Source organism: Brevibacterium sp. FAM 24630 (assembly GCF_049804075.1).
In the GTDB taxonomy this organism is placed as follows: Bacteria; Actinomycetota; Actinomycetes; order Actinomycetales; family Brevibacteriaceae; genus Brevibacterium.
The window spans coordinates 33,040-54,885 of sequence record NZ_JBNBZD010000013.1 but is presented as its reverse complement, the minus strand read 5'-3'; the positions used below and the strand labels follow the sequence as shown (position 1 = coordinate 54,885).

Below are 21,846 nucleotides of genomic sequence, written 5' to 3'. Positions count from 1 at the left end.
GAACTGCCGCGGCGTATGGCAGAACCGGGTCAGGAAGAATTTGTCTGATATTTCGGACAGATGGTGATTGGGCGCTCAGAGCGCTCGGGCGTCAGGCGTGGACGATCTTCGTTCTCGACCGCTCAGCTCTCTCGCAGCTGACCCTTGACGATCTTGCCCACGGAGTTCTTCGGAAGACCTGCGTGGATATGGATCTCCGCCGGGAGTTTGTAGCGCGCAAGCCGCGGTTCGAGGAAGGCTCGCAGGGTCTCTGCACGATTGACGGCTCCTTCACGCAGAGCCACATGAGCCACGGGGATCTCCCCGTAGGTGTCATCGGGGCTTCCGACCACCGCTGCCTCGAGAACCTGAGGATGTTCGAAGAGCGCATCCTCGATCTCCTTGGGATAGATGTTCTCTCCGCCGCGAATGATGAGATCCTTGATCCGATCGACGAGGACGAGGAAGCCGTCCTCATCGAGGTATCCGACGTCCCCGGTGTGCAGCCACCCGTTCTTGAGCACTTCGGCGGTGGCCTCCGGTCGGCCGAGGTACCCGCGCATCACCGTCCGCCCAGCGATCACGACCTCTCCGACATCCCCAGGTTCGAGCAGTCGATCGTGAGGATCGGTGATTCCCACGCTCACTCCTGGCAGTGCTGGCCCGACGGTTCCCGGCTTGCTCGTACCATCGTTTCGGTTGATCGTGGCGCACACCGAGCACTCCGAGAGACCGTAACCCTCGACCATGTCGACATCGAAACGAGTCTCGAACCGGGTGATCGCGTCCGGGGACATCGGGGCGGCACCGCAGATGACGAAGCGCAGAGAACTCGAGTCGACATTCCGAGTCGTCGTCGCCTCGAGGATCGAGAAGATCGTCGGCACAGCAGAGAAATAGGTGGGGCGCTCTTCCTCCACGACGTCCCAAAATGACTCGGGATCGAACTTCGGGATCATATGCACGCTGCCGCCGAGCATGAGAGGTGAGACCGTCCCCGCGAGCAGGCCGTTGCAGTGGAAGAGCGGGAGAACCAGCAGGCTGCGGGCGTTCTCACCGAAGTCGAGACCATTCAAGATCGACCAGACCATGGCAGCGATGTTCGACTGCTCCAGAACGCATCCCTTCGGCTTGCCCGTCGTCCCCGAGGTGTAGACGATGAGCGCCACGTCGTCATCCCGGACGTCATCGAGGCAGTGCGAAGAGACGCCAGCGCAGGGCTCCATGTCACCGCGGAAGCAGCCGTCGGTCACCGGAAGGCAGCCGATCCCGCATCCTCTGGCGAGCGCCTCGGCGCGGGAGTCCCCCACGAGCAGGGCACAGCCGGAGTCGTCGAGCTGGAAGACCACCTCGTCGTCAGTGAGCGCAGGGTTGATCGGAGTGAGACCGGCGCCGAGAGACCAGGTGGCGAACATCGTGGTGATGATTTCGGGGACATTGCGCAGCAACACACCAACCACCGAACCGCGACCGATTCCGAACCGCGAGCGCAGTATGTGGGTTGTGGCCGCGACAGCGGCGGCGAACTCAGCATTGTCGAAACTGCCTCCGGGCCAGCTGAGGCATGGTCCGTGGGGGTTGGTTCGGGCACGAGCAAGGGGCAGCCCCATCACCTCGGCGACGGGATAGGTGGAGGATTCCGCGTCGATGGGGACAGGATTCGAAGTCATCATGGCCTCACACTAGCCACGCGTTGACGCACGTTCACTGGGCACGGTAACCAAATCACCATCGCCATTTCGGTCAAAGATACAAACACGGCTCGCGCTTTCGTCGACTCGGCCGTCCCCACGGGCCTCAATCGGCGGTACTGTGCAGACATGGTCGATCATCTGCTCTGGCCGCCCAATGACGGGCTGAAAGCCGACAGCTCCACCACGGAGGTGCGGACCCACGCGTCGCGGATCGCTGCGGGCATGACCCCGCACATTCCCGAGCTCACACGACGGGTCTACGACTATCTGGCGACGAAGATCACCGAGCTCGGTGCCGAACCGGCTCTCCTCGATCTCCTCAGTGCAAGCATCGAGGGCAATGTCGAAACGATCCTCCACGCGCTTCAGCACGGCATCTCCTCGGACAACTTGGAACCGCCGACCGCCGCGTTTGAATACGCCAGACGGCTAGCCCAACGCGGAATCTCCGTCAATGCACTGGTCAGGGCCTATCGTCTGGGGCAGCAGAGAATGCTCCAGAGCGCCTACGATTTCGTCATCGAGGACGAGGAGCTGCCGGCGGAGCTCGTCTCTGCGGTTTTCCAGCACCTCGTCGACGAGGTTTCGGAGTACATCGACTGGATTTCGCAGAAGGTCGCTGAACTCTACGAGCAGGAACGGGAATCCTGGCTGGCCAATCGCACAACGGCCAGGGAGACCCAGGTCAGACGCATCATCGCCGGGGAGAACATCGACGTCGCGGCGGCCGAGCGGATCCTCGCCTACAGCCTCGGCGGTCGTCATGTCGCAGTCATCGCATGGACCCACCACTCGGCCCCCGACGCGAACGGTCAGCTGGATCGGTTCACCACAGCCATCAGAGACCTTGCTGGCGCGCTCGGCTCCCAGCGTACCTGCCTCATCATCGGCCGGGACCAGGACACCGCCTGGGGGTGGATCCCTGTGCCGACCGACTGGGATTACGACAACTCTCTTCGCCAGCGTGTGCCGCCGTCGGGCTCGATCCATCTGGCGATCGGCTCCGCGCACGCCTTGTCCGCCGGTTTTCGCCTCTCCCATCAGGAAGCAGAACGCGTGCAGCGCGTCTGCATCGCCGGGCGCGCTCCCGCTGAGCTGAGATCACACGACGACCGGGGTATGGCCGTTACCTCGTTGCTGGCCCAGGACGTCGAGGCTGCTCGAGTGTGGGTGAGATCGGTGCTCGGTCCGCTGGCCGATGACACCGAGGCGAATGCCCGCCACCGGAACACTCTCTCGGCCTTTCTGCGCCATGAGCTCAGCTACACGGCGACAGCGGCCTCGATGACCATGCACAAGAACTCAATCCGGTACCGGGTCGAGATGGCCGAGGCGGCCCTCGGAGTGAGTCTGACAGAGAACCGCTTGAACATCGAGTCCGCTTTGCATGCTCACCATTATCTCTATGGAACCGAGGGCTGACAGGCGGCAGCCTCACCTGGGCTGTGGCCGAGCACCACAGAGGGAAACACGCGAAAGGGGCTCCCTGTCCACGCTGATACCCGCCCGAGGGACATTCGCCACACGGAGCTTCTGGGTGAAGGACCATGTTGTATCGGGAGTACAAATTCTTCGCGGAGCTTCGGCTGAGTATCCATGGGATCCAAGACACATCCTCCCTAGGGTGATTCCAGGTCCACTTGCTCGACATCGGAGTCGGGCACCTGCCTGTGAAAGGAAGCGACATGGGACTCACAACTCCGGATGCCCCTCCGGTTGATGCTGAGACATTCGAATCCCTCCCCCTCTCGGAGAGAATCAGGGCCGTCGTCCTCCACTGGGTCGACTGCGGGTTCGGCTCACCTAAACTGTTCCACATCATCTACATCCTCAAGCTCGCCGTTCTCTACATCGGCATCGGCGTCACCCTGGCCACGCTCACCTCGGGCGTCGGCGCCCCGTGGCAGGTGGCTCAGTGGTGGAACGAGCCGATCGTGTTCCAGAAGCTCGTGCTCTGGACTTTCCTGCTTGAGACCATCGGCGTGGCCGGTTCGTGGGGGCCTTTGGCCGGGAAGTTCAAGCCGATGACGGGTGGTTGCCTGTTCTGGCTGCGGCCCGGCACCATCCGCATGCCTCCGTGGCCCGGGAAGGTTCCAGGAACCAACGGATTCAACCGCACAGTATTCGATGTGGTCCTCTATGCGCTGCTGCTCGTTGCGCTCTTCGTCCCGATCATTCTGCCGGGGGCCACCGGATCGACCGTGGCCGCCGGCTCTCCCGAGGACCTCGGGAACCTGATCAGCCCGCCGCTGATGTTCGTACCACTCGTGCTACTCGTTATCATGGGACTGCGCGACAAGGTGATCTTCATCGCCGCCCGTGCCGAACAGTACGGACCCGCCGTTCTCATCTTCGGGCTGGTTCCCTTCCTCGGCAACGGTCTCGTCGACATGATCATCATGCTCAAGCTGCTCATCTTCTCCGTCTGGGTGGGGGCCGGAGTCTCAAAGATCGGCAAGCACTTCTCCTTCGTGATCCCGCCGATGATCTCGAATGCGCCGATCATCCCGGGCAAGGCGATCAGGCGTCTGCACTATCGCAACTACCCCCACGATGTCAGGCCGTCCCATCTGGCCTCCGGCATCGGGCACATCCTCGGCACTCTCGTCGAGATCGTCACTCCGCTTGTCCTCCTCCTCTCGACGGATTGGACCCTGGCCCTCGCCGGGACACTGCTGATGATCCTCTTCCACGGGTTCATCACGAGCACCTTCCCTTTGGCGGTGCCCCTGGAATGGAATCTGCTATTCATGTACATCGCGGGGTTCCTCTTCCTCGGCCACCCCAATGGGGACGGCTATGGGCTGGGCGATGCGAGCTCTCCATGGCTCATCGTCGCCACCGTGGCCTGTCTGTTCTTCTTCCCCGTGCTCGGCAATTTTCGCCCGGACCTCGTCGCCTTCACCCCGTCGATGCGACAGTATGCGGGCAACTGGGCCTCGGCGCTCTGGGCCTTCCAACCCGGTGCCGAGGACAAGCTGCATGCCGTGAATCGTCCGACGAAGAACCAGGTCGACCAGCTGCAGGAGATGGGGTTCCCGCGAGTGGCGGCGGAGATCACGATGCTGCAGACCGCGGGCTGGCGATCGATGCACAGTCAGGGTCGCGGACTGTTCTCTCTTCTGCACCATCACGTCAACGACGTCGATCGGGCCACGATCCGTGAGGCGGAGTTCTCCTGCAACTCGCTGTTGGGCTTCAACTTCGGTGACGGTCACCTCCATAACCACCACCTCATCGCCGAACTCCAGCGTCGCTGCCAGTTCGAGCCCGGCGAGTTCGTCGTCGCCTGGGTTGAGTCACAGCCGATCCACAAGTCGACTCAGAACTACATGGTCATTGACGCGGCCGTGGGTATCGTGGAACGTGGTACCTGGAACGTTGCCGACTGCGTCAAGGAGCAGCCGTGGCTTCCCAACGGACCGATTCCGCTCAACGTGACGTGGAGGGATCCGCACTACACTTCAGCCTCCCGGGCCGCGGTGTCTTCAATGGAATCTGCTCCGCAATCCGCGGGTGCCCAGAAACCCGAGTCTGCGGCGAAGCGTCACGACCTCACCACGGAGTCGGCCCTGCAGGACGCCGCCGAGCGTGACTAGACGAGGAGCCCGAGAATGACGACCGCTGCTGTGATCGGCAGTGGACCGAACGGACTGGCGGCGGCCATCACCCTGGCCGCTGCCGACGTCTCGGTCACTGTGTACGAGGCAGATGATCACGTGGGGGGCGGCGCTCGCAGCTCCGAACTCACCCTTCCTGGTCTTGTGCACGACGACTGCTCGAGCCACCATCCCTTCGGACTGGCCTCGGAGTTTGCTCGCGTATTCCCACTGGAACAGCACGGTCTTCACTGGGCTCACACGGAAGTCGAGTTCGCGCACCCGCTCGATGACGGTCGCGGAGCCAGCGCCGTGCGATCCGTGGTGGAGACCTCACGCACCCTCGGTGCCGATGCCCAGCGATACCGGACGTTCTTCTCGCCCGTGGCTTCGCGCATGCCGACGGTTGCCGACGAGTTCCTCCAGTCCCTCATCCATCTGCCCCGGCACCCTTTCCATCTTGCGATGTTGGGCGCGCGGGCGGCACTGCCCGCGGCCGCCGTTGCGAGGTACTTCCGCACCGAGGAGGCCCGTGCCCTATGGTCGGGAGTCGCAGCGCACACCTTCGGCCCCTTCAACGCGCCGCTCTCTTCGGCGATCGGCACGTCTCTTGCCTCGGCCGCTCACTACTTCGGCTGGCCGGTGGCGGTCGGCGGATCGGGTCGGATCACCTCGGCAATGGAGTCGCTCCTTCTGTCCCTTGGCGGACGGGTTGAGACCGGACGAAGGGTCGAGGACGTTCGGGATTTGGGCAACCCGGATGTGCTCATGCTCAACACCGGCCCCGCTGAGGCGGCCCGCATCGCGGGCAACTCACTGCCGGTGCGTGCGGTGCGGAGTTTGGAACGGTGGAAGAACGGGCCGGCCGCGTTCAAACTCGCACTGGCCGTGGACGGCGGGATCCCGTGGACCTACGAACCGTCCCGGGGTGCCGGAACCGTCCATCTCTCAGGGTCATACGAGGAGACGGCGTTCGCGGAGAGCGAGACTTCCAAAGGTCGGATGCCTGAGAAGCCATTCGTCCTCCTCGCCCAGCAACATCTTGCCGACCCCGGACGTGGGAAGGGTTCACTCGTTCCGATCGACTGCTATGCGCACGTGCCACAGGGCTTTACAGGAGACGCCACCGAGTCGATCCTCGCCCAGATCGAACGCTTCGCCCCTGGATGCCGAGATCGGATCCTCGCGGTGACGCCTCGCGGGACCACTGCGATCGAATCACTCAATGCGAACTTCGTCGGCGGTGACATCCTCACCGGCCGCAAGGACCCTCTACAGTTGGTGCTCGGTCCGACACCTGGGTTCAGCCCCTACCGACTCAGCGCACCGAGCGGCGGTCGGTCAGGGATATACCTGTGCTCGGCCGCGGTGCCTCCGGGCCCGGGCGCACATGGAATGTGCGGCTATCTGGCCGCAAAACAATCACTCAAGGAGACGCAATGACCACTGACTTCAGACTCACCGAGGGCCGCGAATCTGCGGCCGTCCCGGAACGCACGCTTGCAGGCAGAACCCTGCTCATGAGCGGCGGCAGCCGTGGGATCGGCCTGGCGATCGCGCTGCGCGCGGCACGGGACGGCGCGAACGTGGCGCTCTTGGCGAAGACCGCGGAACCTCATCCGAAGCTCGAGGGCACCGTCTATACGGCAGCAGAGGAGATCGAGGCGGCCGGCGGCAAGGCCCGGCCGATCGTCGGCGATGTCCGCAGCGAGGAATCCGTCGCCGAGGCGGTCGCGCAGACCGCGGAGACCTTCGGCGGGATCGACATCGTCGTCAACAACGCCAGCGCCATCGACCTGTCCTCGACCGAGGATCTGTCGATGAAGAAGTTCGATCTCATGAACTCGATCAACTCACGCGGTTCATTCCTGCTGGCCAAGACCGCTATCCCACACCTCAAGGCCTCGGATGCCGCACATGTGCTCACGCTGTCTCCGCCGCTCAACCTCAATCCGGCATGGGCAGGCAAGCACCTGGGCTACACGATGGCGAAGTACGGAATGTCGATGGTCACGCTCGGGCTGGCCGAAGAGCTGCGCGAGGAGGGAGTCGCGGCCAACAGTCTGTGGCCGAGGACGACGATCGCGACAGCGGCGGTGAACAACCTCCCCGGCGGCGAACAGCTCATGGCACGCAGCCGCAAGCCCGAGATCATGGCCGAGGCCGCATGGACGATCCTCACCGCAGACCCGCGTGAGGTCACGGGCAACTTCTTCATCGACGACGAGGTGCTGCAGGCTCGGGGCATCACGGACCTGTCCGTCTATGCACATGATCCGTCGCGGCCCGGCTCTGTCGGTCACGGCCCCGATGACCTCGAACTCGACCTCTTCCTCGACGAATAGGGGGTACGGCTCCGGCGCCCATCAGTCCAGAGCCCGGTTCACAAAGGCCCCTCGGCGGCGCTGATCCCCGTTTCGGCCCAGAAAAAGGTGGATAGCCCAGTTTCAAACCTGGGCTACTCACCTTTTTCTGGGCTATTCAGCGTCCGGCGCGGCGGGGCTGCTTACTGCGCGGCGGATTCCTCGTCGCGCTGATCCAGTTCGGGGATCATCGGCACGCGCTGACCGCGGTCTTCGGCCACTTCGGCGGCGCGGTCGTAGCCGGCGTCGACGTGGCGGATGACGCCCATGCCCGGGTCGTTGGTGAGCAGGCGCGCCAGTTTCTTGGCGGCCAGTTCGGTGCCGTCGGCCACGGAGACCTGTCCGGCGTGGATGGAGCGGCCGATGCCGACTCCGCCGCCGTGGTGAATGGACACCCACGTGGCACCTGAGGAGGTGTTGACCAAGGCGTTGAGCAGCGGCCAGTCGGCAACCGCATCGGTGCCGTCGAGCATGGATTCGGTTTCGCGGTAGGGGCTGGCGACCGATCCGGAGTCGAGGTGGTCACGACCGATGACGATCGGGGCCGAGATCTTGCCTTCGGCGACGAGCTTGTTGAACAGCAGCCCGGCCTGGTGGCGTTCCTTGTATCCGAGCCAGCAGATGCGGGCGGGCAGGCCTTCGAACTCGACATACTCGTTGGCGGCATCGAGCCAGGTGTGGAGGTGTTCGTTGTCGGGGAAGAGCTCCTTGAGCGCGGCGTCGGTGACCTCGATGTCCTTCGGGTCGCCGGACAGTGCCACCCAGCGGAAGGGTCCGAGCCCTTCGCAGAAGAGCGGGCGGATGTAGGCCGGGACGAAGCCGGGGAATTCGAAGGCGCGGTCGTAGCCGGCCTTGCGGGCCTCGTCGCGGATCGAGTTGCCGTAGTCGAAGACCTCGGCGCCGCGGTCCTGGAATTCGACCATGGCACGCACGTGCTTGGCCATGGACTCCTCGGCGCGGAGGGTGAACTTCTCTGCGTCCTGTTCGGCCTCATCGCTCCAGTCATCGACGCTCACGCCCACGGGCAGGTAGGACAGGGGGTCGTGGGCTGAGGTCTGGTCGGTGACGATGTCGACTTCGGCGGCCTCGGGGCGGTCGAGGATCGTCGGGAGGATCTCGGCGGCGTTGCCGACGAGGCCGACGGACAGGGCCTGCTTGTTCTTCTTCGCTTCGATGACCTTGGCCAGGGCGGTGTCGAGGTCGGTTTCGACCTCGTCAAGGTAGCGCTTGGACCGGCGGCGGTCGAGGCGGGTCTTGTCGACGTCGATGATGAGGCAGGCACCGCCGTTGAGGGTCACGGACAGGGGCTGGGCACCGCCCATGCCGCCGCAGCCGGCGGTGATGGTCAGGGTTCCGGCCAGCGTTCCGTCGAAGCGTTTGCGGGCGATGGCGCCGAAGGTCTCGTAGGTGCCCTGGAGGATGCCTTGGGTGGCGATGTAGATCCAGGAGCCGGCGGTCATCTGGCCGTACATCATCAGGCCTTCGGCCTCGAGCTCGCGGAAGTGCTCCCAGTTGGCCCAGTCTCCGACGAGGTTGGAGTTGGCGATGAGCACGCGCGGGGCCCATTCGTGGGTGCGCATGACGCCGACGGGCTTGCCGGACTGGATGAGGAGGGTCTCGTCGTCCTCGAGGTCGTCGAGGGTGCGCACGATCGCGTCGTAGGCCTCCCAGGAGCGAGCCGCCCGGCCGGTGCCGCCGTAGACGACGAGGTCTTCGGGACGTTCGGCGACCTCGGGGTCGAGGTTGTTCATGAGCATGCGCTTGGGCGCTTCGGTCTGCCAGGACTTCGCGGTGATCTCGGTCCCGCGGTCGGCGCGGATGACGCGGCTCGGATCATGTTGGGTGAACGACGGCTTGGTGGTCATGGGATTCTCCTTGTCGCTGTGTCCGACGAGGCGGATGCTTGGCTGCCGCTTCGCCGTCGCGCCGAGGTGCGGACTCCCCTGCGCTGTCGGCTCTGACTACACCATCCATTCTGACGACCGGACAGGATTGCGGTAGTGGTCCGGACCAAGTTCTGTCCGATATTTCGGATACCTCTGGCGCATCCGACCTCCGAGGCTCACACTGAACCCACCCGCGTCCGGCCTCCGCGGCTCGCCTCGGCCCCACGCCCGCACCGACTCCGGCGCCGGCACCCGCACCCGCACCCGCACCCGCACCGAGGCAAGCCGTCGTTCCCGCACGACCCAAGGCAAGCCGTCGTTCTTTCACGACCCGAGGCAAGCCGTCGTTCCCGCACGACCCGAGCCATTCCAGCCCACCTCCACGAAAGAAGGTCCCCGATGAGCCGCGTCGTCTACTCCCTGTCCACCTCGCTCGACGGATACATCGTCGATGGCGCAGACCGGTTCGACTGGTCCGTGCCCGACGAGGAGGTCTTCGCGCTGGCCATGGACGAGGTCCGTGGCCTGAGCGTCCATCTGCTCGGCCGCCGACTCTACGAGACGATGGTCTATTGGGAGACCGCGGACCGCGACCCCGAGCTCGACTTCGCCGAGGCAGGGTTCGGCCGTCTGTGGCGCGCCCTGCCGAAGCTCGTCTTCTCGACCACACTGGCCGAGGTCGTCGGCACCACGGAACTCGCCACCGAAACACTCGCCGAGGCGGTCGCTCGCCTGCGCACTGAGCATCCCGACGGTGAGATCGGCATCGGCGGGGCCGGGCTGGCGGCCGCGGCAGCCGATCTCGACCTCATCGACGAATACCGGATCCGCCTCTACCCGGTCCTCGTCGGCGGCGGCACCCCATTCTTCGCTCACCACGGTCGGCACTCGCCTCTTGAACTCCTCGACTCACGCATTTTCGCTTCGCAGGTCGTCTACCTGCGCTACGGCGTCAGACGCTGAGCCGCTCAGGCTCTCGACGGCGGACGGGATAGGGTGGGAGAACTCCTCGAGCGTCGCCGTGACTGCGATGCCGACGCAGCACGCGATGACCCGCGGCAAATACCATTTCTTAAAAATTTCCTCTCGATTATTGCTTATTCATGCAATAATGAGGGCATTCGCACAGCGGGGCCGCCTGATAGGGGAGAACTCATGGAGCTGCAGCAGATCCGCGCCTTCGTCGCCGTCGCCGAGGAACTCCACTTCGGCCGCGCCGCCGAACGCCTCGGCATGGCCCAGCCGCCCCTGAGCCGGACGATCCGGACCCTCGAGACCGAACTCGGCGCCTCCCTGTTCCAGCGCACCACCCGCTCGGTCAGCCTCTCCCCAGCCGGCGAGGCCCTGCTCGAGCCGGCCAAGCACATGCTCGCCACCCAGCAGGCCGCCATCGAATCCGTCCATCGCTCCTCCAGCGGCGAGGTCGGCCGCGTGCGCTTCGGCTACTCCCATCCGTCTTCCCGCGACCTCGCTGCCACCCTCGTCACGGCCTCACACGAACGCAATCCGGGCATCACCTTCCACCTCGAGTCGACCGTCTACGCCGACGAGGGCCTCGAGCGGATCATGGACGGCACCCTCGACCTCGCGCTCGTCCGCTGGCGGAAGCGCCCACCCCTCATCGCCGGACGCCCCGTGGCGATCGAACACCCCTGCGTGGCTATGCCGAACACCCACCGCCTGGCCAAGCGGAAGACCATCGACGTCGACGAACTCGCCGACGAGCCCTTCATCCTGCTGCCGGCCCGGCCGAACTCGAACCTGCGCGAGACCGCCATGCGCCTGTGCCTCGACGCCGGCTTCAACCCCCACATCATCCAGGAGGCCCCGGACTCTCAGTCGATCTCCGCCCTCGTCGCAGCCGGAATGGGCATCACGATCACCTATGACTCCGTCGCCGCAGGATACGATTCGCGGATCTCCGCCGTGCCGCTCAACCTCCCGCAGGAAGCGACTCAGCTCTTCCTCGCCCACCGCCTCGACCACCGGGATGCCGCGCTCGATACCGTCCTCGATGTCGCCGAGGCGGTCCTCCCGACCGCCCGCTGAGCCGGCCCGCTTCGCACTCATTCATTGAGACAGACCCTTGTCAGTCTCAATCCATTCGGATATGTTCATAAATCAGAACGTATTGATATCAGATTCGGTAGTGATGCCGAATGTGTCGACGACTCGCCGTCCAGGCGGGACGGCTCGATCGAAATCCAAGGGAGACCGAAGTGTCTGAAGACATCGTCATCTGCGAACCCCTCCGCTCCCCCGTGGGCGGTTTCGGCGGACAGTTCAAGAACGTGCCGCATGAGGAACTCGGCCGGCAGGTGCTCACCGCCCTGCTCGAGAAGACCTCCCTGCCCGGTGAGGTCATCGACGATGTCGTCCTCGGCAACTGCTACCCGCACATGGAGACTCCGGCGATCGGCCGCGTCATCGCCCTCGACGCCGGACTGCCGATCACCGTTGCCGGCCGCCAGGTCGACCGCCGCTGCGGCTCCGGCCTGCAGGCGATCGCCGATGCGCATGCGATGATCTCGGCCGGCTTCGCCGATCTCGTCATCGCCGGCGGCACCGAGTCGATGAGCCGTGCACCGTTCTACAATGAGGAGATCCGCTGGGGCGTCAAGGGCGGCAACGTGGAGCTCAAGGACAGCCTCGCCCGCGGCCGCCTCACCGCCGGCGGCACGGACTACCCGGTGCCCGGCGGCATGATCGAAACCGCGGAGAATCTGCGCCGTGAATACGGCATCTCCCGGGAGGACCAGGACGCCTACGCCGTGGAATCGCATCGTCGGGCCACCTCGGCGACGGAAGAGGGGAAGTTCGCCGAGGAGATCGTGCCGATCACCCTGCCGGCTACCCGCAAGACCCCGGAACAGGTCATCACCACGGATGAGCACATCCGTCCCGGATCGACGGTGGAGAAGCTCGCGAAGCTCACTCCCCTGCGCGCGAAGCTCGACGATGGGGCCACGGTGACCGCAGGCAACGCTTCGGGTCAGAACGACGGAGCGGCGATGTGCATCGTCACCACCGCGTCGAAGGCTGCCGAGCTGGGGCTGCGGGTCTTCGCTCGCATGCGCAGCTGGGCCGTGGCCGGAGTGCCGCCGAAGACGATGGGCATCGGCCCGGTGCCGGCCACCGCCAAGGCTCTCGAGCGCGCGGAGCTCGACCTGGCCGACATCGATCTCATCGAACTCAACGAGGCCTTTGCCGCCCAGGTGCTTGCCTGCACGAGCGAATGGAAGCTCACGGAAACCGATTTCGCCGAGCGCCTCAACGTCAACGGCTCGGGCATCTCGCTCGGCCACCCCGTCGGCGCCACCGGAGGCCGCATCCTCGCGACCCTGCTGCGGGAGATGGACCGCCGCGAGTCGCGCTTCGGCGTCGAGACCATGTGCATCGGCGGAGGTCAGGGCATGGCCGCGGTCTTCGAACGCGTCTCTGCCTGAGCCGAACCGAGTCTCTGAACGACCTCGGACAGTGGGGCCGGAAACCGCATCTGCGTGGCTTCCGGCCCCACTGCCGTCCGAGGCGCGCGGCACTCGGTCGTGAAGCGCAGTTCTCGGTTGCGAAACACACCTCTCGGTCGTGAAGCGCAGTTCTCGGCTGCGAAACGCAGGCAACACCTTGACGCGGGTGACGAATTTCCGGATGAATCGTCTGGAACCTGCCTCGGCGCGACACGCGCCGGCAGTCCGCTCCGGCGGACCGGACTGACAGAGCACCGCAGAGCCGTCGTCTGACTCATCGGCCAGCCAGAGCCTGCCTTGTCAGCTGGCCGGAGCCCGCCTCGACGGCGGGCGAGGAAGACTCTGCCCCGCCGGCCGGCCAGAGTCTGCCTCGCCCGCCGGCCGGGTTCTGCCCCGCCGGCCCGCCAGGTTCCGCCCCGCTTGCCAGCCAGAGTCTGCCTCGACGGCCGGCCGGAGTGTTTCCGAAATATCGGACAGAAAGCGTGAATCGGGCCTCGTAGCACCGCGCACCTGGGTGCCACACTGTTTCTGTTCATCTTTCAAAGGAGAAACTCATGGCCGGTACGTCGAATTCGGGGATCGAGAAGCGATCCATCGAGATGGTGCCTGACGCCGAGCGTCACGGAACGCCACGTTCCCAGTTCACCCTGTGGTTCGGTGCGAACACTCAGATCACCGCCATCGTCGACGGGGCTCTGGCCGTGGTCTTCGGCGCCGATGCACTCTGGGCCATCATCGGCCTGCTCATCGGCAACATCATCGGCGGCATCGTCATGGCTCTGCACTCGGCGCAGGGGCCGCAGCTGGGTCTGCCGCAGATGATCTCCTCGCGGGCACAGTTCGGCATCATCGGCGCGATCATCCCGCTCGTGCTCGTCGTGCTCATGTACATCGGCTTCGCCTCGACCGGCGCGGTGCTGTCCGGTCAGGCCGTCAACCTCATCATCGGCGCGCAGACCCCGTGGATCGGCCTCGTCATCTTCGGCGCGCTCACCGCCCTGGTAGCCCTGCTCGGATACAAGTACATCCACGTGCTCGGGCGGATCTCGTCGGTCACGGGCCTGCTCGGATTCCTGTTCATCACGTACTGCGTGATCACTCAGGTTGACGTCCCCGGACTGATCTCAAATTCCTCGTTCGCCTTCCCCGCCTTCCTCTCCGCGATCGCTCTGTCCGTGGGCTGGCAGCTGACCTACGGCCCCTACGTCGCCGACTACTCGCGCTACCTGCCGCGCTCGACCCCGGCATCGAAGACCTTCTGGTTCACCTTCGGCGGTTCTGTCATCGGCTCGCAGTGGTCGATGACGCTCGGAGCGCTCATCGGTGCGGCTGCGATGACGGAGACCGGCAATGAGTTCGTCGAGAACCAGGTCGCCTATGTCGGCGACATCGTCGGCGGGGGCGTCTTCGCCCTGCTCATCTTCATCGTCATCCTGCTCGGCAAGCTCACCGTCAACACGCTCAACGCCTACGGCGCTTTCATGTGCACGCTGACGATCCTCACCTCCTTCGGCAACAAGACGAACATCCGCCGGTGGACGCGCGCGGTCTTCGTCGTCGGCATCGTCACTCTCACCGTGCTCGTGGCACTGCTCGCCTCGGCGGACTTCCTCGCGAACTTCAAGAACTTCGTCCTCACGCTGCTCATGGTCTTCACCCCCTGGAGCATCATCAACCTCACCGACTACTACCTCATCTCGAAGGACCGCTTCGACATCCCGGCGTTCTACGACCGCCGCGGCCGCTACGGAGAATGGAACTGGCGCGCACTGCTGGCCTACGGCGTCGGCGTGCTCATTCAGATTCCATTCCTCGCCCAGTCCTTCTACACCGGCCCACTCGTCGCCAAGCTCGGCGGTGCGGACATCTCCTGGCTCGTGGGCATCGTGGTGACTTTCGTGCTCTACTACGTCCTCATCCGCAACCACGGAGTCGCACCCGAGGAGACGATCTACCCGGAGGTCGAGGGGGCCGAGGCGAGGCTCAGCTGAGGACTTGGGCCCCGGTCCCGGGCCAAGCGGCCCCAGGTCAAGCGGCCCCTAGCCAAGCACCCCCGGGTCAAGCGGCGTGAAGGCCGGGAACGCGATCTCGACGTTCCCGACCTTCACACTCACCACCCGAGATCCTCCACACGCGCGACAACAGCGTTCGAATCCGTAAGTTACTGATAAGTTCTACTATCGAGTAGGATCGTGATGTCCGTCACCATGCGGGCCCCGCACTACTGACGACCGCGCCGACGTCACCCTCGTTGCTGCGGTCAGTGACGCAACCACTGTCCGCGCACGCTCAATGCCGAGAGAAACGACAGAAGAGGACTACACGTATGAGCACGTCTCGTCACAGAACGCTCACCCCCTCACGGCGCTTCGCCGTCCTGAGCACCGCAGCAGTCACCGGTCTGGCACTGACCCTGGGCACTGCAGCAGCACCCGCCAGCGCAGAGTCGCTCGCACCGCAGACGGAGCAGGAGGCCAAGGACCTCGTCGAAGACCGACAGGCCGAGGACTCCGATTCGCTGAACCGGAGCAACGTGCCCCAAGGCGTCAGCGTCCAGCAGGCCAAGGCCGCCGTCGACAAGTCCGACGCGCTCACCACCGCCGACGTCGAATACGCCGCGGCGCTGGAGGATCTCCCCGCGAATGGTGTCCCCGAAGACTTCTACGAAACGCCGGACGAGGACGGCGCCGTGGTCAAGCAGGCCGAATCGGACTTCTACCTCGACCCCGTCAAACTCATCAAGCACAGCGCGAAGACGACGACGTTCATGTACAAGACCACCGACGAGCAGGGCACTGCGCGAGCCGCCACCGCCACCCTGCTCACGCCGAAGGGTGCGAGCGGCCCCGCAGACGATGCCGTCGTCATCTCCCCGGGCACTCAGGGCATCGCCGACAAGTGCGCCCCCAGCCGACAGATGGGCATGGGCACCGAGTACGAGGGCATCTCCGTCGCCTCGGCCCTGGCCGCGAAGCATCCCGTCATCGTCGTCGACTATCTGGGGCTCGGCACGGAAGGTACCCATCACTACCTCAACCGCACCGAGGAGGGTCGCTCGGTGCTCGATGCGGCGCGCGCCGTCCAGCAGGTCGAGGGCAGCGAGATCGATGAGAAGACCCAGCTGCAGCTGCGCGGCTATTCGCAGGGCGGTCACGCCACGACTGCTGCCCTGGAGCTCCAGAAGGAATGGGCTCCCGAACTCAACGTCGCCTCCGCCTCGGCGGGCGCAGTTCCGACGGACCTGTACGAGACCGTGTCCGGCCTCTCGAGCGTCTATACGGCATTCGCGCTGTACGGAGTCGACACGTTCGCCGCGCAGGCCGACATCGATCTGTCAGAATTCCTCAACGAGAAGGGACAGGAGACGGTCGCCGAAACATCGAATCAGTGCACCGTCGAGGCGCTGCTCTCGACGGCGTTCACGGATTCGAAGTCGCTGACGAAGGACGGCAGATCCCTCCAGGAGATCGTCGAGGAGAAATTCATGGACATTGCCGACAGGCAGCGCTTGGGCAAGGCCCCCGTGCCCGATGTCCCGCTGCTGGTCAACCACAGCCGCCTCGATGACGTCATCCCGTTCGAACAGGGCAAGGAGCTCGCCTCGACCTGGTGCCGCGCCGGCCACAAGGTGGCATTCGAGGACAATCTGGGCCCCACACACGTCGGCGGCTACATCGCCTCGCTGCCCCGCGTCGAAACTTTCACCAGTCGCACGTTCGCGGGCAAGGCTCCCCTCGACAGCTGCTGGAGGCTGTGACCTCCCACCTCGCCGAGGCGGCTCATCCCTCCGGGGATGGGCTCACCCACCGAGGCGGTCCATCCCACCGGGGTGGGCCGCCTCGGCGACATTCACATCACGTTCGCCGAGCTCACATCACCGACCACCGCACCGGACCCCAACGGGTCGAAGCCATACACGATGACCAGGCTGACGATCCCTGCCACCAGGTCAGCCGCGCACCGTCACTCCGGCGCCAGACCCGTCCACGGCATCAGCTGTTCGATCGCGGCGGCGACCTCGAAGGCGCGGGTGTCATCGAAGGGGTGGGCGATGACCTGGACGCCGGTCGGGATGCCGCAGTCAGCCATGCCCGTGGGCACACCCACGATCGGCACCCGGTTGCAGATGTTGAACGGCATCGTCATGTGCGCCTGCCAGTAATGATCGAGGCGCACACCGTCGCCCGTCCTCCCACTGTTCCCACCGCTTTCGGCGGCGCTTCCGTTCCCGGCTGCCCCTCCGTTCCCGGCGAAACCGGCCGCCCCACCGTTCCCGGCGGTTGCGCTCTCACCTGTTCCCGCGGCCTCCCGGCCGACGCCGTCCGCGCCGATCGTGATCCCGTCGAGGTAGCTGCCGTCGGCCGCCAATCCCGCCACCGCCGAGGTGGGAGCCAGCAGCACATCGAATCCGTCCATCGCAGATGCCAGTTCCGCCTGGATCTGCGCTTCCATCGCCAGCCCCTCATACTGAGTGCGACGCGCCGCGACCGCCTCGGCGTCGCCCATGAATCGCAGCGTGTAGTCGGCCAGGGTGTCCTCGTGGCCGCGGGTCGCCGCGCGCATGGCCGGCGCCAGCAGGTTCCCGAAGTGCGTGAACGCGGTCTCGAAGATCCGCTCAGACGTCCACGGCAGTTCGATCTCCTCGACGACGGCTCCTGCGGACTCCAGCGCCGAGGCGACCGCGCGGGTATTCGCCTCAATGTCCTTCCCGACGGGGAAGTCCCCCAAACGCACACACAGCGCGACCCTGCGTCCGCGGAGTCGATCGGCCGCCTCGGCGGGGTCGAAGTCGGCGAGGAATCCGATTGAATCGATCGTCGCGTGATCGCTCGCGTCGAGGCCGACCATGACCCGGGCCAGCAGAGCGGTGTCCGCGACGGTGCGCGCCATCGGCCCGTCCCCGCGGTACCAGTCGGCAGCCAGAGGCTGGGCACCGGGGACCCGACCGTACGGGGCCTTGAACCCGACGGTACCGGTGAAGGCGGCCGGCAGCCTCGTCGATCCGGCGATATCGGAGGCGGTGGCCAGGGGCGCGAACCCGGCGGCGAGCGCGGCACCCGATCCGCCCGAAGACCCGCCGGGTGAGAGGTCCGGGTTCCACGGGTTGCGGGTGACACCCCACATCGGTGAGTGCGTGATCGTTGCGCAGCTGAACTCCGGGGAGGTCGCGCGGGCATGGACGTAGCCGCCGGCTCGACGGATGCGACGGATGATCGCGGCGTCCGCCTCGGCGATGGTCTCGCGTTCGTGGAGGAGCCCCTGCGTCAGGCCGCGCCCGGCCAGGGCGTGCTTCTCCTTGGCGATCACGGGCAGTCCGAGCAGGGGACGGTCGGCGGCCGCCTCGGCGAGTTCGTCTGCCGTGGCGTTCGCATAGAACGCCTCGGCCTCCCGCGCCGAGGTGACCGCCTCCTCGACGACTTCGGTGACCGCATTGATGCGCTCATCTTCCGCGGTGATGCGGCCGATGAGGGATTCGAGGTACTCGACCGGGGAGAGCTGCTTCGTGCGGAACCGGTCGAGCGCCTCGGCGGCGGTGAGCGCCCAGGGCGCGGTGGAGGCGGGCGACGTCGAGGTGGGCATCGCCGAATCTGTGCGGATCTCGTCGCGGGTCATGCGCGCACCTCGGCGACGGAGGATCCGACCCAAACGGCACCGTCGCAGACCTCGGCGAGTTCGCCGTGGACGAGCTCACCGGCCACGGAGGCGAGCACGCGGACACCGCGGAGCATGTCGTCGTCGGTGGTGAACTCACGTTCGCAGTGGGAGACGCCGTCGACACTGGGCACGAACATCATCACTGCGGGCACGCGGTGGTTCATCGCCACGGAGTCGTGGCCGGCCATGGTTTCGAGGCGGCGGATGCTCAGGCCCTCGTTGGCCACGGCCTTCTCGGCGAGTTCGACGCCTTCGGTCGGGAATCGACGTTTGTCGCGGATGTCGAAGTCCTCGACATTGATGGTGATGTCGTGGGCACGGGCGATCTCGGCGATCTGCTTCTTCAGTGAGTCCCGGGCTGCCTGCACGATGGTCGGGTCGGAGGAGCGGAGGTCGGCGACCATGTGGACACGGCGCGGTACGACGATCGGCGAGTTCGGTTCGACGACGTGTTGGCCGACCGACGACACGAGGGCCTCTTCTTCGAACTCGTCGACGACTTCGGCGACGGCGAGAACGACCTTCGCGGCGGCGACGAGAGCGTCGTGCCGGTCGGCCATGGCGGTCGCTCCCGTGTGGGACTGTTCGCCGAGGACATCGATGTCGAGTTTCTGTGTGTACCAGCTGGCTTCGACGACGCCGATGTCCGTGGCCTCGCGTTCCAAGATGCGTCCCTGTTCGATGTGGATCTCGGCGTAGGAGATCGCCTCGGGCGGGGTGTCGGTGCCGGCATAGCCGATGGCGGTCAGTGCCTCTGAGACTGAGGTGCCGTCGAGGTCGGTGACGGCGAGCATCTCGTCGAGGTCGAAGAGGCCGGCGTAGACGGAGCTGCCCATGATGGACGGGGCGAAGCGACCGCCCTCCTCGTTGAACCAGTTGACGACGGCGAGATTGAACGTGGGCTGGAGACCGGATTCGGCGAACTGCTCCTTCACGCGCAGGGCCGCGAAGAGGCCGGCGATGACACCGTAGGCGCCATCGAAACGCCCGCCGAGCGGCTGCGAATCGAGATGGGAGCCGATGAGGACGTAGGGGGCGGTGTCGGTGGGGGTTGCTTTGGCGGGGTTGGTGCCGGTGGGGGCCGCCTCGGTGGGGGCGGTGCCGGTGGGTGTGGTACCGGTGGGGGTGGTGTCAGTGGTGGCGGGGGAAGTCGCCTCGGCGAGGGTTTCGTCGTTCTGCCCGGCGGCGTCGTCGGGGACGAGCTGGAGACAGGCGAACATGTTGCCGATCGCATCGACGCGGACCTCGAAGCCGTGGGCCACTGCCCATTCGCGCATCCAGTCACGCGTCTGTTTGTCCTCAGGCGTCAGCGCCTGCCGGTCGACGCCGCTGTTGTCCGTGGCGCCGATCGTCGCGACGTGGTGGAAGGCGGAGAGGAAGGCGGCGTCGGAAGAGGTGGCTGCCTGTTGGTTCATTGCAGATCGCTTTCTCTGGGAGAAGAGGTGGACGGTGGGGTACGGGGGGCCCGGGGGCCGTGGGCCGCGTGGGGGCCGAACGCCGCCAGGGTGCGGCCCGGCTGCCGGGCGTTGTCAGCACGTGGGCCGGATGCCGAGCGCCGACAGCACCGACCCGGAAGTCGAGCGCCGCCAGGGTGCGGCCCGAGGTGAGGCGTCGTGCCTGCTGTTCATATTCAGATTTCGTTCATTTCATCATGACGCGAACTGACGGTCAGTACGAAAAGTAGGTCTGAGTGCACGAAACCTGATGCCCGAGCGCACGAAACGTGATGCCGGAGTGCACGAAACCTGATGTGCGGCGGGTGAAACCTCACGGCCCAGCGCACCTGCCTGGACGCACCGGCTCGGATGCTGCGAGGGCCCCGGCTCTGATGGGCAAAGATGCGCAACCTGCTTGCCGCCCACTCATCCCAACCGCCCTCGTGTCTCGGGCAGGCGGGTCACGACGATGAGCACGAGGCACACGGCAGCGCACGCGGCCATGTAGAAGCCGGGCGCGGTGTTCACGCCGGTGATGTCGACGAGCCAGGTGCCCACGAACGGGGCGGTTCCGCCGAGCACGGCATAGGAGATGTTGTAGCTGATGGCCGCCGAGGTGAACCGCGTCTTCGTCGAGAAGCGCTCGCAGAAGAACGTGTAGCAGCCTCCGCCGTAGCAGCACAGGGCGAGCACGAAGATCGTCTGTCCGAGGAACGCGAGGCCCATGTGTCCGCTGGTCACGAGACCGAAGGCCGGTACGGACACCACGGCGAGGAGGATCGAACCGACGACGAGCATGGGCTTGCGGCCGACCCGGTCGCCGATGGCCCCGGCGATCGGCAGGAAGATCGTGTAGCTGGCCATAGCGATGGCATTCGTCAGCAAAGACTGTTCTCGGCTGAGGTCGCCCGTGGTCTGGATGTAGGTGACGAAGTATGCGGACAGCATATAGAAGCCGAGTGCGGTCACGCCGAGGACGAAGAACACCTGAAGCATGCCCACCCAGTTCTCCCGGAACGAGTCACGGATCGGGCTGAATTCCTTGGGTCGCTCGGCGGCCGTCTTCTTGAACAGTTCGGATTCGTCGGTCTTCGCTCGGATCCACAGCCCGACTGCCGACAGCGGCAGGGCGAGCAGGAACGGCAGGCGCCAGCCCCAGGCGTCGAACGAGGCATCGCTCATCATGGTCGAGAGCAGAAGAATAAGGCCGCCGGCCATGACCGAAGGCAGCGCCGTGGCGGCCAGGGTGATGTTGATCCACAGGCCTCGTTTGGATACAGGGGCGTGTTCGTAGACGAAAGACGGTCCGCCCACGGATTCGCCGCCGGCAGAGAAACCTTGGCCCAGACGAGCGAGGATGAGCAGAATGGGAGCGAACCAACCGATCTGGTCGAAGCCGGGCAGAACGCCGATCAGGGCGGTGCAGATACCGACGAGGAAGATCGTGATGGTCAGGGTCTTGCGCCGGCCGACCTTGTCGCCGAGCGCACCGAAGAACAGACCGCCGAGCGGACGCATGACGAAGGCGACGCCGAAAGTCGCGAAGATGACGAGCAGTCCGGTGACGCGGTCACCCTGCGGGAAGAAGTATTCGGAGAGGATGACAGCCGAAAGACCGTAGAGCGTGAAGTCGTAGAACTCGACGAACTGGCCGATGCTGCCGCCGACGAGCACCTTCTTCTGCATGCCCGAGGACTTCTTCGTCGGTCGTGTTCGAGCAGCGGGTGTACGCTCCTCACCTGTGGTGGGTATGGACATCGAAGCTCC

General features: G+C 65.5%; 14 protein-coding genes. 9 read left to right on the top strand and 5 right to left on the bottom strand.

What is annotated here, in order from left to right:
- Window positions 1-122: 122 nt before the first annotated feature.
- Window positions 123-1,652: a class I adenylate-forming enzyme family protein gene (locus tag ACPUD7_RS11295; protein WP_240689913.1), complete on the bottom strand. Its 1,530-nt coding sequence runs from the start codon at window positions 1,650-1,652 to the stop codon at window positions 123-125.
- A 147-nt stretch (window positions 1,653-1,799) separates the two neighbouring features.
- On the opposite strand from ACPUD7_RS11295, the gene ACPUD7_RS11290 reads away from it, so the two are divergent.
- The 4 genes from ACPUD7_RS11290 (at window position 1,800) to ACPUD7_RS11275 (ending at window position 7,617) form a co-directional block, all read left to right on the top strand.
- On the top strand, window positions 1,800-3,095 hold the full coding sequence (locus ACPUD7_RS11290; RefSeq protein WP_135540577.1) for a PucR family transcriptional regulator: 1,296 nt from the start codon (window positions 1,800-1,802) through the stop codon (window positions 3,093-3,095).
- A gap of 263 nt (window positions 3,096-3,358) precedes the next feature.
- The gene (locus tag ACPUD7_RS11285) at window positions 3,359-5,272 is read left to right on the top strand and encodes a DUF3556 domain-containing protein (RefSeq protein WP_135540575.1); all 1,914 of its coding nucleotides are present in this window, start codon (window positions 3,359-3,361) and stop codon (window positions 5,270-5,272) included.
- Window positions 5,273-5,287: 15 nt separating this feature from the next.
- Window positions 5,288-6,715 (top strand): phytoene desaturase family protein, encoded by a 1,428-nt coding sequence (locus ACPUD7_RS11280; protein WP_135540574.1) that lies wholly within the window; start codon window positions 5,288-5,290, stop codon window positions 6,713-6,715.
- Window positions 6,712-7,617, top strand: a complete 906-nt coding sequence (locus ACPUD7_RS11275) for an SDR family oxidoreductase (RefSeq protein ID WP_425119952.1) — start codon at window positions 6,712-6,714, stop codon at window positions 7,615-7,617. The genes ACPUD7_RS11280 and ACPUD7_RS11275 overlap by 4 nt, the downstream gene beginning before the upstream one ends.
- Before the next feature lie 161 nt (window positions 7,618-7,778).
- On the opposite strand, the gene hutU is transcribed toward ACPUD7_RS11275, so the two are convergent.
- Window positions 7,779-9,500, bottom strand: a complete 1,722-nt coding sequence (gene hutU, locus ACPUD7_RS11270) for a urocanate hydratase (RefSeq protein WP_135540570.1) — start codon at window positions 9,498-9,500, stop codon at window positions 7,779-7,781.
- 420 nt (window positions 9,501-9,920) lie between these two features.
- Between hutU and ACPUD7_RS11265 the strand changes: the two genes are divergently transcribed.
- From ACPUD7_RS11265 to ACPUD7_RS11245, 5 genes are all read left to right on the top strand, one after another.
- Window positions 9,921-10,484 (top strand): dihydrofolate reductase family protein, encoded by a 564-nt coding sequence (locus ACPUD7_RS11265; protein ID WP_135540568.1) that lies wholly within the window; start codon window positions 9,921-9,923, stop codon window positions 10,482-10,484.
- A gap of 192 nt (window positions 10,485-10,676) precedes the next feature.
- On the top strand, window positions 10,677-11,570 hold the full coding sequence (locus ACPUD7_RS11260) for a LysR family transcriptional regulator (RefSeq protein ID WP_135540566.1): 894 nt from the start codon (window positions 10,677-10,679) through the stop codon (window positions 11,568-11,570).
- Window positions 11,571-11,740: 170 nt separating this feature from the next.
- Window positions 11,741-12,967: an acetyl-CoA C-acetyltransferase gene (locus ACPUD7_RS11255; protein WP_425119951.1), complete on the top strand. Its 1,227-nt coding sequence runs from the start codon at window positions 11,741-11,743 to the stop codon at window positions 12,965-12,967.
- A gap of 575 nt (window positions 12,968-13,542) precedes the next feature.
- Window positions 13,543-14,979 (top strand): purine-cytosine permease family protein, encoded by a 1,437-nt coding sequence (locus ACPUD7_RS11250; protein WP_425119950.1) that lies wholly within the window; start codon window positions 13,543-13,545, stop codon window positions 14,977-14,979.
- Between the two features lie 335 nt (window positions 14,980-15,314).
- Window positions 15,315-16,745, top strand: a complete 1,431-nt coding sequence (locus ACPUD7_RS11245) for a lipase family protein (protein ID WP_425119949.1) — start codon at window positions 15,315-15,317, stop codon at window positions 16,743-16,745.
- A 206-nt stretch (window positions 16,746-16,951) separates the two neighbouring features.
- Here the strand turns inward: ACPUD7_RS11245 and ACPUD7_RS11240 are convergent, their stop codons facing one another.
- The 3 genes from ACPUD7_RS11240 to ACPUD7_RS11230 form a co-directional block, all read right to left on the bottom strand.
- On the bottom strand, window positions 16,952-18,601 hold the full coding sequence (locus tag ACPUD7_RS11240; RefSeq protein WP_425119948.1) for an amidase: 1,650 nt from the start codon (window positions 18,599-18,601) through the stop codon (window positions 16,952-16,954).
- Window positions 18,598-20,058, bottom strand: a complete 1,461-nt coding sequence (locus ACPUD7_RS11235) for a M20 family metallo-hydrolase (RefSeq protein WP_425119947.1) — start codon at window positions 20,056-20,058, stop codon at window positions 18,598-18,600. Before ACPUD7_RS11235 ends, ACPUD7_RS11240 begins: the two co-directional genes overlap by 4 nt.
- A 447-nt stretch (window positions 20,059-20,505) precedes the next feature.
- Window positions 20,506-21,837, bottom strand: coding sequence for an MFS transporter (locus ACPUD7_RS11230; RefSeq protein ID WP_425119946.1), 1,332 nt, complete (start codon window positions 21,835-21,837; stop codon window positions 20,506-20,508).
- Window positions 21,838-21,846: the final 9 nt, after the last annotated feature.